Source organism: Gilliamella apicola, from assembly GCF_003202655.1.
GTDB lineage: Bacteria > Pseudomonadota > Gammaproteobacteria > Enterobacterales > Orbaceae > Gilliamella > Gilliamella apicola_R.
On the sequence record NZ_QGLR01000010.1, the window covers coordinates 213,706 to 228,581 of the forward strand.

Annotated in this window: 10 protein-coding genes; 4 read left to right on the top strand and 6 right to left on the bottom strand. The window is 33.5% G+C overall.

The genetic code is table 11. The features are described 5' to 3' along the window. Positions 1-11: 11 nt before the first annotated feature. The 4 genes from DKK70_RS09175 (at position 12) to DKK70_RS09190 (ending at position 8,685) form a co-directional block, all read left to right on the top strand. On the top strand, positions 12-704 hold the full coding sequence (locus tag DKK70_RS09175; RefSeq protein ID WP_110433730.1) for a PspA/IM30 family protein: 693 nt from the start codon (positions 12-14) through the stop codon (positions 702-704). Between the two features lie 97 nt (positions 705-801). Beyond that, the gene (locus DKK70_RS09180; RefSeq protein ID WP_110433731.1) at positions 802-1,452 is read left to right on the top strand and encodes a hypothetical protein; all 651 of its coding nucleotides are present in this window, start codon (positions 802-804) and stop codon (positions 1,450-1,452) included. 25 nt (positions 1,453-1,477) lie between these two features. Next, positions 1,478-3,646 (top strand): hypothetical protein, encoded by a 2,169-nt coding sequence (locus DKK70_RS09185; protein WP_110433732.1) that lies wholly within the window; start codon positions 1,478-1,480, stop codon positions 3,644-3,646. A gap of 104 nt (positions 3,647-3,750) precedes the next feature. Then, positions 3,751-8,685 carry a DNA repair ATPase gene (locus tag DKK70_RS09190; protein ID WP_110433733.1) on the top strand — a complete coding sequence of 1,645 codons (4,935 nt, stop codon included), beginning with the start codon at positions 3,751-3,753 and terminating at the stop codon, positions 8,683-8,685. A gap of 327 nt (positions 8,686-9,012) precedes the next feature. Here the strand turns inward: DKK70_RS09190 and DKK70_RS09195 are convergent, their stop codons facing one another. The 6 genes from DKK70_RS09195 to DKK70_RS09220 all read right to left on the bottom strand — a co-directional run. Further along, positions 9,013-9,390 (bottom strand): hypothetical protein, encoded by a 378-nt coding sequence (locus DKK70_RS09195; RefSeq protein WP_110433734.1) that lies wholly within the window; start codon positions 9,388-9,390, stop codon positions 9,013-9,015. A 1,002-nt stretch (positions 9,391-10,392) separates the two neighbouring features. Continuing rightward, on the bottom strand, positions 10,393-10,842 hold the full coding sequence (locus DKK70_RS16735; RefSeq protein WP_110433735.1) for a hypothetical protein: 450 nt from the start codon (positions 10,840-10,842) through the stop codon (positions 10,393-10,395). Positions 10,843-10,940: 98 nt separating this feature from the next. Further along, positions 10,941-11,435, bottom strand: a complete 495-nt coding sequence (locus tag DKK70_RS09205) for a hypothetical protein (RefSeq protein WP_110433736.1) — start codon at positions 11,433-11,435, stop codon at positions 10,941-10,943. A gap of 776 nt (positions 11,436-12,211) precedes the next feature. Further along, complete coding sequence (locus tag DKK70_RS09210; protein ID WP_110433737.1) at positions 12,212-12,430, bottom strand: sel1 repeat family protein; 219 nt, start codon at positions 12,428-12,430, stop codon at positions 12,212-12,214. A 303-nt stretch (positions 12,431-12,733) separates the two neighbouring features. Beyond that, positions 12,734-14,206 carry a tetratricopeptide repeat protein gene (locus DKK70_RS09215; RefSeq protein WP_110433738.1) on the bottom strand — a complete coding sequence of 491 codons (1,473 nt, stop codon included), beginning with the start codon at positions 14,204-14,206 and terminating at the stop codon, positions 12,734-12,736. Positions 14,207-14,509: 303 nt separating this feature from the next. Continuing rightward, a partial coding sequence (locus DKK70_RS09220) for a tetratricopeptide repeat protein (protein WP_146210859.1) occupies positions 14,510-14,876 on the bottom strand: 367 nt, incomplete at its 5' end.

A 14,876-nucleotide genomic window follows, 5' to 3' on the forward strand; every position in this document is an offset into this window, starting at 1 on the left:
AGGAGTTAATTATGGTTATCTTCAAAAAATTGGTAACAGCATTACGCGGTGGAATAAATGAAGTTGGTGAATCAATCGTTGATTCTCAAGCATTACGCATATTAGACCAAGAAATCCGAGATGCTGATGAAGAATTAAAACAAGCAAAAGAATCATTGGCCAGTATCTTAGCAGAACAAAAATTAGCTGAAAAACAAGTTGCATCAACACAAGCTCAAATAACTGAATATGAAGCATATGCAATTAAAGCACTGGAAAATAACAATGAAGAATTAGCTTTGGAAGTCGCTGAAAAACTTTCAGTCCTTGAAAATCAACATGCTAATAATAAAAAACAGGCTGATTATTTTACCGATAGTGTTAAAAATTTGCGACAAACTATCTCACAATCTGAAATTAATATTCGCAATTTAAAGCAACAAGTTGATATCGTTAAAGCGACGGAAAGTGTCCAAAAAGCCCAATCCGCTGTCGCACATCGTTATGGTGGTTCAACAGCTAAATTACATACCGCCCTTGATTCATTAGACAGGATCAAAAAACGCCAAGAGAAAGCAGCTGCTACTTTTGAAGCAAAAAAAGAGTTAGCAGGAACTGAAAATGCTGATTCACTTGATAGCAAATTAGAAGCGGCAGGTATTAAAGTTGGTAATCAAAATGCGGCATCAATTTTAGCTAGATTAAAAGAAAAACAGACAAATTAAATTTTTCGCTTTTTGATATTTTTAAGTTAAAATATCAAAAAACAAGTATAAAATAATTAATTAGTTAAAATATTGTTGTCGAGATGAAGGGAATATAATGGAACTATTTTTGGGAATATTTTTTTCTTTTCCCGTGATTATCTTTAGTGCATTGTTAACAATCTGTATCTTATATTGGTTTGTTACCGCATTAGGATTATTAACTATTGACTGTCTGGATTTTGATATTAGTGTCACTGATACATGTAGTGATATGCCACCGGCTGGATTCGGTGGTTTATTAATGAAATATGGCTTCAATGAAGTACCAATGACACTCATTATTACATTAATATCTTTAATTGGCTGGTCAATTTGTTATTTCGCATTTCGTCTATTAATCCTACCTTTGTATGATCTTACCTTATTTTATTATTTAGCTGGCATAGTACTGTTAATTATCGCATTCATCTTAGCTGTCTACTTGACTGCCATTATTATTAAACCAATTCGTCCACTATTTAAAAAGATGTTGATTACCCATAATCATAAATCATTATTAGGACAAGTTATCGAAATTCGTTCAAGTACTGTAACCAAAACTAAGGGACAAGCTATCTGTGAAGATGGTGGTGCTGGTCTTATTTTGGAAGTAAGATGCGATGAATCTTATCAGTTTAATCGCGGTGATAAAGCTGTCATCCTCAACTATGATGAAAATACTAATTGTTATGAGATAATTAGCCTAAAAGATTTTAATGGACAATAAAAGTTAATTTGGAGAAGGAAAAAATATGTTTACAAACAATGATACTATAATATACTTTTTGGTAATTGTTGGAAGTTTATTCTTATTAATTGTTGGATTCTTCGTATTATTTAAAGCGTTTTATATAAAAGTTCCGCAAGGTACCGCGCTTATCGTTAATGACATGACGTCAAAACCTAAAGTCCATTTTACTGGAGCATTAGTTTATCCAATCATCTACAAAAAAGAGTTCATGAAAATTTCGTTGATCACTTTTGATGTAGAACGAAGAGGTAAAGATGGTTTAATTTGTCAAGATAACCTTCGTGCTGATATTTGTGTCGCTTTCTATTTGCGGGTTAATGAAACCACCGAAGATGTTCTTAAAGTTGCCAAATCAATCGGTGTTGATCGCGCATCAGATCAGAAAGCAGTTAGTACATTATTTAGTGCTAAATTTTCAGAAGCATTAAAAACCGTAGGAAAACAATTTGAACTGGCAAAACTATTTGAAGACCGCTTGAATTTCCGTGAACGTATCATTGATGTAATTGGCAAAGACCTTAACGGTTATGCCCTTGAAGATGTTGCTATCGATTATTTAGAACAAACTCCAATTAAATCGCTTGATCCGGATAATATTTTTGATGCCGAAGGTATCAACAAAATTACAGCCATCACTGCTGTCCATAAAGATGAAACTAATAAACGTGAACGTGACTTAGAGCTGGCGCTGAAAAAGAAAGATACGGAAACTATCGAAGCCAAACTTGAACTTGAACGACAACAAGCTGACGCTGAAGCTCGTCAAAAACGTGAAATTGAAACAATTCGAGCCAGAGAAGCCGCTGAAACATTGAAAGTCCAAGAAGAAGAACGTTTAAAAGCGGAACAAGCTAGAATTCAAACCCAACAAGAAATTGAAGTAAGAGAGGAAAATCGCTTACGTGAAGTTGAGGTTGCCCAAAACAATCGCCTAAGAGCAATCGCGATTGAAGAAGAACGGGTTACTCGTGCTCGTTCACTTGAAATCGTAGCTCGTGAACGTGAAGTAGAGCTACAACGAATTGAAAAAGACAAAGTGCTAGAAGAAGAAAAAAAACAGATAGCCAATGTTATTCGTGAACGTATAGCGGTTGAGAAAACAGTTGCCGTTGAAGAAGAACACATTAAAGAAGTACGTGAAGTTTCCAAAGCCGATCGAGAAAAACAGACTACGATTATTGTAGCAGAAGCTAGAGCAGAACAAGAGCTGGTTAAACAAGTAAAACAAGCTGAAGCAGATGAACAATCATCAAAACATCGTGCGGTTGAAATTAGCATTATGGCACAAGCTGAATTAGAAGCCGCGGCAAAACAAGCCGAAGCGAAAAAACAACTGGCTCAAGGTATCGAAGCCGAAGAAGCAGCAATTGGTCTGGCTGAAGCTAAAGTTCGTAAAGCAGCAGCTGAAGCTGAAGAAAAAGAAGGCTTAGTCAAAGCTAATATTACCGCTGAAACCTTATTAGCAGAAGCCAAAGGTAATCAAGAAATAGGTTTAGCAGAAGCCAAAGTAATTGAAGCTAAAGCTATTGCTATTGAAAAAGAAGGTTTAGTTAAAGCCAACATTACCGCTGAAACATTATTAGCAGAAGCAAGAGGTAATCAAGAAAAAGGTTTTGCAGAAGCCAAAGTAATTGAAGCCAAAGCCAATGCTATTGAAAAACAAGGTTTAACTGAAGCAAAAGTACTAGAAGAAAAACTTTCTGCTCAAGCTCGTGGTGAAGCATTAGTCATTCGTGAAAAATTAACTGCCGAAGCTAATGGGTTAGTTGAGAAGTTCCAAGCAATGGGTAACATGAATGAACAATCACAAAATCATGAAGAGTTCCGCTTAGCACTTGAAAAAGGCTTTGAACAAGCTATGGCTGCGATTGCTGCTAACAAAGAGATCGCTAGAGAACAAGCTGATGTTCTTGCTGCGGCATTCAGTAAGGCAAATATTGAAATTGTCGGTGGTAATGATAACTTCTTCAATAGCTTCTCGAAAGCTATCAGCGTTGGTAAAGCGATTGAAGGAACTGTTAACCAAAGTCCAGTACTGCAATCAGCATTACAATCAGTACTAGCTCGCTTATCGGGAAACAAAAAAATCAATTTAAAAGAGACGTTGCAAAACACTGATTTAAAAGCGTTAGCACAACAATTTTTGTCATCCGATAATGAGAATGAGTAAGTTACTATCTCAATAGTTATTTATTCAACGACCAATCGGTTTTAGGTAGGATTAAATGCCTACCTAAACGTTAAGTATTTGAGTATCATTTCAACGAGTAAAACATGTCAGAAATCCAAGACCAGCAACAAACATCAATTGATAAAGCCGTCGCGGAAGGCGGAGCTTATGAAATTCTTCGTAAACGTTTAACCTCTTTAGGACAAGAACTTAATCAAAAGACGGAAGCCCTTAATCAACAAAGGCTATCTGAGTTTGGTAAAAGTGACATGTCCATCATTAGTCGTATTCGAATTAGAACTGAAAATAATTGTGTCGCACGGGATATTGTTCGTTTTGGTGACTGGCTATTATTTGGTTATAACGTCTATTTAGGATTAAAAAAAGGAACCAAAATAGAGGATGTATTTTCCCTTTATCAATTAGTAGAACGTGATGGCTCTTATGAGGCTGATCCAGTTGATTTGTCTAATACATTCTTAAATATAGATCGATTTATCCAAGATTTTAATGAGCTGTATACTTATTATAAAAATGCTCAACTACTCCAGCTTGTTGAACGTGATGGAAAACTACTCGCTAGTTTTCAAATTGGTGAGCGAATCAGTGATATTCGAGTTTTTAGATGGTCCATATCAAGTGACAAAAAGACCATTGAGTATATCGATAATCGGGGTGAACGAGACATCGCATTACCACCCGCATATGATTTTGAATGGATCGAAACAACCCGTGAAAATATTGTTAATGGTCGATTTCCACATGTTAATGTTCTTGATACGGTATTTGTTGAAACCATCGGTGGCGACTTAACCATAAAATGTGAAAATAACACCAATGATGGTTTAGGTATTTATCGAGAGGAAGTTGTTGATCAGAATCAATCAATTAATGACGCGAAAATAGAATATGCTAAAGTGGGATCATTAATCTTATTAAAAGTCCTACCTTACCGAGAAGAAAATTGGCGTTATCTTGTATATAACACCTTAACTCAACAAGTCCATCGTATAGACTTTATTGGACAGGCATGTATTCAACTTCCTGAAGATCATGGGATTATATTTCCTGGTGGATATTACTTACAAAATGGTGATTATAAAACTTTTGACCATTCGATGTCAGGCATGCGTTTTCGACGTATTCGCCGTTCACCAAATGGTGAGGATGTGTTATATATTTTCTATGATCCAACTAACGGTCGATTAGCATTATTTAATTATAATATGATCGAACGAAAACTGGATAATCCGATATTAGGACATGGATATGCGGTTTTTGAAGATGGTCGAATGGTGGTCTTTGAAGGTGAAAATGATGAACCAACTCGGGTACATCCAATGCAGATTTGGCAAACACCTTTTTATAGTGATGAATTTGCCGCACAACAACCAACTAATAACAGCTTCCTTGGCAAAATAGGTAATGCCGAACTGGTTCGCGGCATTTCAGATCTTTACTTTATTTCGCGTGAAATCGATAACCAAACCGTCTCTTCACAGCTATATAGCAAACTTAGTGAGGATACCAAGAGACTTTTCGATAACTATTTTTGGCTCAATGACGATAAACATTTAGCCTTCTCCCCTATTCTGCGTAATATTACCCAAACGAGTGAACTGGTTATTGATGAATATGAAAAAGTCGAAAGTATTCGTCGTCAATCAGAAAGCGCGATGCGTGAGGCTCTCTCTAATCAGCAAGATTTATTAAGCAAACTTTATCCGGATAGTTGGCACGAAACCCAAGAATTTGTTGATGCATTAAATGCCATAAAAATGCAACTTGGCAGTTTAGTCACGTTAAGAACTTATCGTTACATCGATTTAAATCAAATCGATAAAATGGAAAATGAACTAAAAACCAGACAGAGTGAGGTTTCATTAGCCACTGCTGAATTTTTAGGAAGTGATAAAGCGCTTGAACCATTCAATGTTAAAATTGACAATATCGAGCAGCAGCTTAGCAAAGCAGATACGGTAGCGAAATTACTCAATTCGGTAGAAATTACAGAAACCATGTCTGCTGATTTGGATATGCTTTCACAATTAATCGCAACCCTAAAATTTGATGATGTTACTTTACAAACCAGAATCATCGAATCCATTGCCGAAGTCTATGCAAAACTCAACCAAACAAAGGCTAAGATCCAACAAAAACGAAAAAATTTAGCCAATGTTGAAATGGTTGCACAATTTGGCGCCCAATTTAAATTATTTGGTCAAAGCATTGCCAATGCCCTAAGTATGGCAACCACGCCAGAAAAATGTGATGATGAGCTATCTCGTCTTTTACTACAACTAGAAGAGCTTGAGAACCAATTTAGTGAAAGTGAGGAATTTCTTAATGATATTCTAACTAAACGTGAAGAAATCCTAGAATCATTCGAAACACATAAACAAGCGTTATTAGAGGATAGAACCAGACGGACGGATGCCCTACTAACCGCTGCACAACGTATTTTAGACAGCATCCCAAGAAGAACCGCTAAATTTGCCGATCAAAATGAACTTAACGCTTTCTTTGTTGCTGACCCATTGGCGCAAAAAATCCGTGAAATTGTCGAAAAATTAAGAGCACTTTTTGATAATGTTAAAGCCGATGATATTGAGTCCAAATTTAAAAGTGCCCAAGATCAAGCCATACGATCCTTACGAGATAAATCGGAAATATTTGAATCTGGTGGAAATGTCATTAAACTAGGTCCACGGCATAAATTTAGTGTTAATACCCAAGAGCTTGATTTAACCATAGTGCCTAAAGATCAGCATCTGTTTATGCAATTAACTGGGACTGAGTTTCAAGAAAAAATAATCAATGAGCAATTAGAAGCCTATAAGCCATTTTGGACGATTTCATTAGAATCAGAATCACCATCGGTATACCGTGCAGAGTATCTCGCCTATTCGATCATTACTGCTGCTTTACAAAAAGAGAGTGGATTAACTTATGTCGATTTAGCTAACCAGTTAAATCAACCTGAAACGCTTAATAAAACAGTGCGTGATTTTGCCACAATGCGCTATCGTGAAGGTTATGAAAAAGGGATTCATGACCACGATGCGGCTAAAATTCTAACAAAATTGATTCCTCTTGGCGAAGCGGCTGGTTTACTGCGCTATAACCCGTTAGCACGAAGCTTAGCCATTATTTATTGGCACTATAACCAAAAAAATGATATTGCCAAATTCTGGCCAGAACGTGCGAAAACTTGTATGGATATCCGAAAGTTATTCAGTCATGATGAAGGAATAATTAATCTTCAAGCGGAAATCTCTCAACAATTGACAGAATTTTTCAATGATAATCCAATTGCTCATCAGCCATTCCATATTAAACAAGCGTCTGAATATCTTTGCTATGTATTAGCTCAAACGCCACAACAATTTATTTTCAGTAAATATAGCAAACAATTATTTGATGGATTAAAAAATCAACTTGAACAATCGCATATGTGGGGTGATTTCAATCAATCACAAAATAATCTTAATGAAAGATTAGCAGAACGTTGGAATCTAATCGAAAGTTGGCTTAAAGGGCTTTGCACATTACCTCTGTATAGCAAACTAAACAATTATATTGCTGAAGCTGTAATTTTAAATATCTTGGATAAAGCAGATAGCCTAACAATCAGTGAGGTTGAACTTGAAGTATCGATTACCGATCTACTCGGTGAACACCCAACCATTAATCAAGGCGTGTTAAATATTAATTTAGATGACTTCTTTAGCCGTATGCGTTATCAATATAAAGTGGTTATCCCACAATTCCAACACTACCAAAGTTTACGTCAAGAAATATTAGTAAACCAACGTGAAGCACTCCATCTTGATGAATTCAAGGCTAAACCACTTAGCTCATTTGTTCGTAATAAACTGATAAATCAAGTTTATTTACCAATCATTGGCGACAATCTAGCCAAACAAATGGGTACCGTCGGAGAAACGCGTCGTAGTGATTTAATGGGATTATTACTCCTCATTTCACCACCTGGCTATGGTAAAACCACATTAATGGAATATGTTGCTAATCGTTTAGGTTTAATTTTTATGAAAATTAACGGGCCGGCATTAGGTCACAGTGTATTGTCGTTTGATCCTGAACAAGCACCAAATGCAACCGCTCGTCAGGAGTTAGAAAAACTCAATTTAGCACTGGAAATGAGCAATAACGTTATGCTCTACATTGATGATATTCAACATACCAATCCAGAATTTTTACAGAAGTTTATCTCATTATGTGATGGTTCTCGCCGTATCGAAGGGGTTTGGAAAGGTAAAACCAAAACCTATGATCTGAGAGGTAAAAAATTCTGTGTAATAATGGCTGGTAACCCTTACACAGAATCTGGCGAAGTATTCAAAATACCTGACATGCTAGCCAACCGAGCTGATATCTATAATTTAGGTGAAGTACTCGGCGGTATGGATGAAGTATTTGCAACCAGTTATATTGAAAATTGCTTAACCTCTAATGCAACATTATCACCATTAGCCTTACGCGATTTAAATGATCTCTATCAGTTTATTGACCATGCACAAGGCAAACCACTTAATACCAATGAGATGAGTTATAGCTATAGCCAAGCAGAAATTAGTGAAATTGTCGCCGTAATACGTCATTTATTAAAAATTCGTGAAGTGGTATTTAAAGTTAATCAGCAATATATTGCAAGCGCGGCTCAATCAGACAAATATCGAACTGAACCTGCGTTTAAACTGCAAGGAAGTTATCGAAATATGAATAAACTTGCTGAAAAAGTGTCATCCGTCATGAATGATGCAGAGCTCAATCAAATTATTGATGATCACTACCTCGGTGAGGCACAACTACTCACCAATGGCGCAGAAGAGAACTTACTGAAACTGGCTGAAATTCGTGGAGTAATGACGGAAGATGAGACTAATCGCTGGCAACAAATAAAAAGTGACTTTATGCGCAATAAAAGTTTAGGTGGCGATGATGCGAATACCGGCTCACAAATTGTCACCCAACTTGCCGATTTAGTGCAAAGTGTGCAAGCGTTGAAATTACAGTAGAGGGCGATTAATCAGTGTCTTTATATAGGTTATAAATATAATTTTAGGCTTGATTTTTAATGTTTTTACTCACTATGTTGAGGAAATTGCTAGAAGATAAGCCTCAAAACCTTTATTAAACCTCGACAGTTGATAAGAGTTGAGCACAAACACTACAGTTACAATATTGTGTAACAATTAAAAACAGTTACACAATTGTAAATTTAAGCCTTTGTGCTTACTACTATCATCCTAAATCGGTAGTCTATTTATCTAAATTTAATCAAAAATAGAACTGGTTTATTGAATAAAAAGTTAACATTTGAAATATTGGTTTGGAGAAAATAATTAATGATTTTTAATCTTGTAGATATTAACTGTTCCTCGTTTTCTCATGATTATTTCTGCTACTAATACCATCTTTTGCAAAAGCGCCATATCAAATTCCTTTCCATTTTCAAAATAGATTCTAGCTAGACCTGATATGTAATTTTTTATCGTATCATCATTTTTTAAATTATTAATTTGAAGAGTATAATTGTTAACAAAATCATCAAATATATGCTTTTCATCATAATTTATTTTATCAATTTCTTTTTGAGACAGATTCTTTAATACATCTAATCCATATCCATCAGTGGCTAATGGCTGTTCATTCAAATATTTTCTTTGAAATTCTGCAAATCTCAGCAAAATTTCATTAATACTTTCTATTAAATTATCCATAAATTTTGAAATTATCTTGATGCTATTAGATTACCTATATCTTTGCACTAATAATTAGTGCAATTGATATGATAAAAGTTTTCGAACTACAGCAACTTTTAATAATATTCCTGTCTTATTCTTTGTTAACCGAGCTACTTTGCAACGGTTATTATAGTTTTTTACTACTTTTATTACCGTTATTCAATGCTTAGTATTGGCAGATCTCGTACCAATTAGATCTATTCTTCTACCAAAGCATCCTAATTAAAATCTATCATTTTGAATTTTCGATAATAAAATAAATATTATTTTTATTACATAATTTTTCTAACAATCCTACTCACTCATTCCTGAGAATGAAATGGGTTCTTAGCAAAGCTGGATATTTAACGAAAAACTTCAATTTTGCATTTCATCATCGCTATCAAGATATTCTTTAATGATACTTTTTATATTATTGAAATACGTGTAGTTGCTAAGACATTCATTAGATATTACTCTGACTAAATTATCTAAATCCTTAAATTTTAGTACTTCTCTATCATTATAAATTTTTTATTTAGCGTTTATATAATGTTACTTTTTCTATTTATCAGTACTGATATAACTTATATTTTATCAGTATTGATTATCATCATAGACATATACTTTTATAACCTTTACATCAAAAGTTGAAATCTTTTTATGATTATTATTAATATCATCAATTATTGAATTCTCAATATTGTTGCAATTCCACCTAGTTAGTGCCTATTAAACGCTACCATTGTAATTTTAATTGCATGTCATTAAATTGAAACTCTATTTTCCTAACTATACAGTCTATCCTAGTTTAGATTTAAATATCAAAGTATTGCTTTATATGCAAAAACACATTGTTTTGCCAAAGATAACCATAAATGTTATTACTATAAATCTTATTACTACAAATATTTACACGTTTTTATTCCTGGCGATAATCTTGAACTTATCACTAAGCTGAACACCTAAATAGTTTAGTCAATTTAATCAAGTTAGTTTTTATTTTATTATTTCAATTATTCCCAAAAATAAAATTACGTATCTACCAGAATTCAGTTCTGAAACCGCAAAACAAAATAATAACCACCTGTTTTTTATACTTTTAAAAGTAAAACACGGCGAGAAATCCATATTTTTGACATAATAACATTTGAATTCATCAGGATTGTTATATTTAGGCGTTTTAGATTTCAATTTTAATTGGTCTACTATTTGATTATAAAACAATTTTTTATCTTCTATATTGATCAAATTTCTTCTTATCAAAATAGATTGGCTAAATAATGAAAATGTTGAAAGGTAATTATTGGCAAAATCGGAAAAAATAATTTCAATTTGCTCATTATCTATATCATAGATAAAAGTCTGTTTATACAATAACTCTAATGTCCCATCAAATAATGTTTCATATTTGATATATTTTTTATTCTGTATTCTTTTTATCTGCATTGTATACGATTTAAACACCCATCTTCACTATGTAAATATCCGATTGTTAGTACATAAATCAACGAGAAAATTATGCCATTTTGTCTGCAATATAAGCCCTAATAAGGGATACCTTTAATACTCTCTAGCCATTTTTGATAGTATTGATGTAATTCCATAACAGTTATAATTTTATCTGAACTCTCTTCAGGCGAAAAAATATTAATTTTTATAGGATTTTTTGATAATCTTTCACCTAAATCTAATTTGACAGTATAAAGTGAATAATTAGCTCTAGGTATCATAAAATATCCATATGAACAGCCTTTTATAAGCATTTTTATGCTATTTTTTTCAACTTTAGTACACAAACCATAAAAAGCATTACTCAGCCTATCTGAACTATTCACAAAAATATTACCAAGTTCATCCATATATTTCATAAAATAAATTGTATAAGTACCTGTAAATTTATATTTTTTATTAAAAATCAGATCATATATTTCGGGATCATCAGTTTTTTGTGTCCATAAACTGATTGTGGCTTTTATGCTTTGATTTTTGGAATCTAAACAAGCTAAATTAAAGCTTTGACAATTTTCTTTATTGTTCATTATTTTTATATTACTCGTTGTTTTTTCGATTCATAACTACAAATTTTGTTATCAGGATAAGAACTATAACCCTTTAAAATTTTATTTAGATCAAATCGTTTACTATCATCAATTTCAATTTTTTAAAGGAAATCTTTTCTTGCATAATAATTGGTTATAAATTCCAATTCATATTCTAAACAATAACGATATATTAAGCACACAGAATCGAAAATACTTTATCGGCAATTTTAACTCATACTGCAATGTCGACACTTCTTCATACAACAAAGTTGAAGGATAACGTTTTGTTAAATGCCGTCGCATCAAAAAACTAGTGAGGAATGCAGCGGATTGTTGTAGTACCAATATGCATAAGCAGAAAAACCTTGTCTGGATTCATTGTTTTAGTTCATTGGTTTAGTTCATTGGTATCGGTGAATACCTTATTTTTGACAAATTAAGTTGTAATTGTCTTAAATGTCACTTTAGTAACAACATTATCGTAAGGACATGCTTTGTGGCTGAATGAGCAAGTGATAGCCAATAACTCAAATCAACTATCAATTAATTATCAAACCCTTTTCCTCGGCCAAAATGACATAGTACGATTGAGGATAATGGTGCTTTAATTGGGCTTAGCTGGCTCAACAAGTTCGGCTATTTTATGTTGCCCGACACTGAATCCGACTATTTTTCATGTCGAGAGTTTTAGTAATACACAATGATAATGATCTCATACTTATTTGTTAAATTTTTTTGTGTAATGCGTTACCTTGCTCGGCCGCTTTTGTATACTAATAAAACGCCTTTTGCTTATCTTGCTCTGTGCCCTCACCATCATCATACATATAGTCTAAAAAAAATTGGGCTTCAGCATTACCTTGCTCAGCATCTTTCTTACAGGGAGTAAAGGCTTTTTTGTAATTTTCCTTGTACCAATATTCACTGCATTGATTTGCATACCCGGCAAAAGAAAATAAGAGTGATAATATGACTAATAATCCTTTTTTCATGATTTTCCTTTTATTATATTTATATTAATAACGAAAACTTACTTACGCTTTTTAAGTGTTATTTTAGGAATTAACTATCAATGTATTTATAAAATTTATACAAAATTATTAATAGGATTTTTTATAAAAAATCTAAGAAAACTATAACGAGTTTTTCATAAAAAATCATTGATAGAATGGCTATTTTGAGCCAAATTAAAAATGCATCAACGCATGATTGTTCTGTGGAAAAAAAGAAAAAGCACTCATTGAGTGCTTTTTTGTGAAAAATGGTGATTTAAAGCGTTTTTTTAAATAATTTAATTATTCTGTTAGTTGCTCTAATTTATTACAAGCCTTTCCAAGATGCCCTTCACAAGCTAGTTGGTAATACTTTTTCGCTAAAGATTTATCTTGCTCAATACCATCACCTTTATCATACATACGCGCTAAACGATATTGTGCTTCAGCATCACCTTGTTCTGCTACTTTTGTATACCAATAGGCAGCTTTAACTTTATCCTGCGCTGTGCCTTCACCTTCATAATAGATAATCGCTAAATTATATTCAGCGTCAGCATTACCTTGCTCTGCCGATTTTGTATACCAATAAAGCGCCTTTTGCTTATTTTGCGCTGTACCATCACCGAAATAATACATATTCCCTAAATTTTTTTGTGCAATGGGGGAACCTTGCTCCGCCGCTTTTGTAAACCAATATAACGCCTTTTGCTTATCTTGCTCTATGCCATCACCCTTATAATACATATTCCCTAAATTGTTTTGCGCCGCAAACTGGCCTTGCTCCGCGGCTTTTGTATACCAATAAAACGCCTTTTGTTTATCCTGCTCTATGCCGTTTCCTTCATCGTAAATAAGCGCTAAGTTATATTGGGATTCAGCATCATCTTGTTCTGCTGCTTTTGTATACCAATATACCGCCTTTTGCTTATCTTGCTCGGTACCATCACCATGACTATACATAAACGCTAAATTTTTTTGTGCTTTGGCGTAACCTTGCTCTGCCGATTTCGTATACCAATAAAACGCCTTTTGTTTATCTTGTTCTGTGTCATCACCTTCATCATACATATACGCTAAATTAAATTGGACTTCAGCATTGCCTTGTTCTGCTGCTTTTGTATACCAATATACTGCTTTTTGTTTATCTTGTTCTATACCATCGCCTTTACTATATATAACCGCTAAATTATTTTGTGCGCTAAATTCACCTTGTTCTGCTGCTTTTGTATACCAATATACTGCCTTTTGTTTATCTTGCTCTATGCCTTCACCGTCACTATACATAAGCGCTAAATTATATTGGCCGTGAGTATTACCTTGTTCTGCTGCTTTTGTATACCAATAAAACGCTTTTTGTTTATCTTGCTCGGTGCCTTCACCGTAATAATACTTATTCGCTAAGATGTTTTGAGCGATGGAGTTACCTTGTTCCGCTACTTTTGTATACCAATATAATGCCTTTTGTTTATCTTGTTCCAAGCCATCACCTTTATCATAAATGACCGCTAAATTATATTGGGCGTCAGCATTGCCTTGTTCTGCTGCTTTTGTATACCAATATACCGCCTTTTGCTTATTTAGTTCGATGTCATCACCTTCATCATACATATATGCTAAAAAAAATTGGGCTTCAGCATTACCTTGCTCAGCTTCTTCTTTACAGGAAGTAAAAGCTTCTTCACTACTTCCCATAAGCCAATATATTTTACATTGATTTGCATAAACAATAGAAGAAAGTAAGAGTGATAATATGATTAATAATCCTTTTTTCATAATTTTCCTTTTATTATATTTATATTAACAACGAAAACTTACTTATGCTTTTTAACTGATTTTTAGGGATATTAACTACCAATGTATTTAGAAAATTTATACAAAATTATTATTAAGATTTTTATAAAAAATCTAAGAAAACTATAACGAGTTTTTCATAAAAAATCATTAATAGAATGGCTATTTTGAGCCAAATTAAAAATGCATCAACGCATTATTGTTCTGTGGGAAAAAAAGAAAAAGCACTCATTGAGTGCTTTTTGTGAAAAATGGTGATTTAAAGCGTTTTTTTAAACAATTTAATTATTCTGTTAGTTGCTTTAATTTACTACAAGCCTCTTGAGAATCTCCATCGCAGGCTTGTTGATAATAGCTTTGTGCTAAGGTTCTATTTTGCTCAACACCATCACCTTTATCATACAAAAGCGCTAAATTGTATTGGGCTTCAGCATCACCTTGTTCCGCCGCTTTTGTATACCAATATACCGCCTTTTGCTTATCTTGCTCTATGCCATCACCTTTATCATACATAACCGCTAATTCATATTGTACCCCAACATTACCTTGTTCCGCTACTTTTGTATACCAATATACAGCTTTTTGTTTATCTTGTTCTAAGCCATCACCTTTATCATACTTAACTGCTAATTCATATTGGGCGAAATCAAAA

Excerpts from the sequence above, each read along its gene's own strand:
- DKK70_RS09210 (WP_110433737.1), bottom strand. The coding sequence starts at position 12,430 with ATGAAAAAAGGATTATTAGTCATATTATCACTCTTATTTTCTTTTGCC.
- DKK70_RS09190 (WP_110433733.1), top strand. The coding sequence starts at position 3,751 with ATGTCAGAAATCCAAGACCAGCAACAAACATCAATTGATAAAGCCGTC.
- DKK70_RS09175 (WP_110433730.1), top strand. The coding sequence starts at position 12 with ATGGTTATCTTCAAAAAATTGGTAACAGCATTACGCGGTGGAATAAAT.
- DKK70_RS09180 (WP_110433731.1), top strand. The coding sequence starts at position 802 with ATGGAACTATTTTTGGGAATATTTTTTTCTTTTCCCGTGATTATCTTT.
- DKK70_RS09185 (WP_110433732.1), top strand. The coding sequence starts at position 1,478 with ATGTTTACAAACAATGATACTATAATATACTTTTTGGTAATTGTTGGA.
- DKK70_RS16735 (WP_110433735.1), bottom strand. The coding sequence starts at position 10,842 with ATGCAGATAAAAAGAATACAGAATAAAAAATATATCAAATATGAAACA.
- DKK70_RS09215 (WP_110433738.1), bottom strand. The coding sequence starts at position 14,206 with ATGAAAAAAGGATTATTAATCATATTATCACTCTTACTTTCTTCTATT.
- DKK70_RS09205 (WP_110433736.1), bottom strand. The coding sequence starts at position 11,435 with ATGAACAATAAAGAAAATTGTCAAAGCTTTAATTTAGCTTGTTTAGAT.
- DKK70_RS09195 (WP_110433734.1), bottom strand. The coding sequence starts at position 9,390 with ATGGATAATTTAATAGAAAGTATTAATGAAATTTTGCTGAGATTTGCA.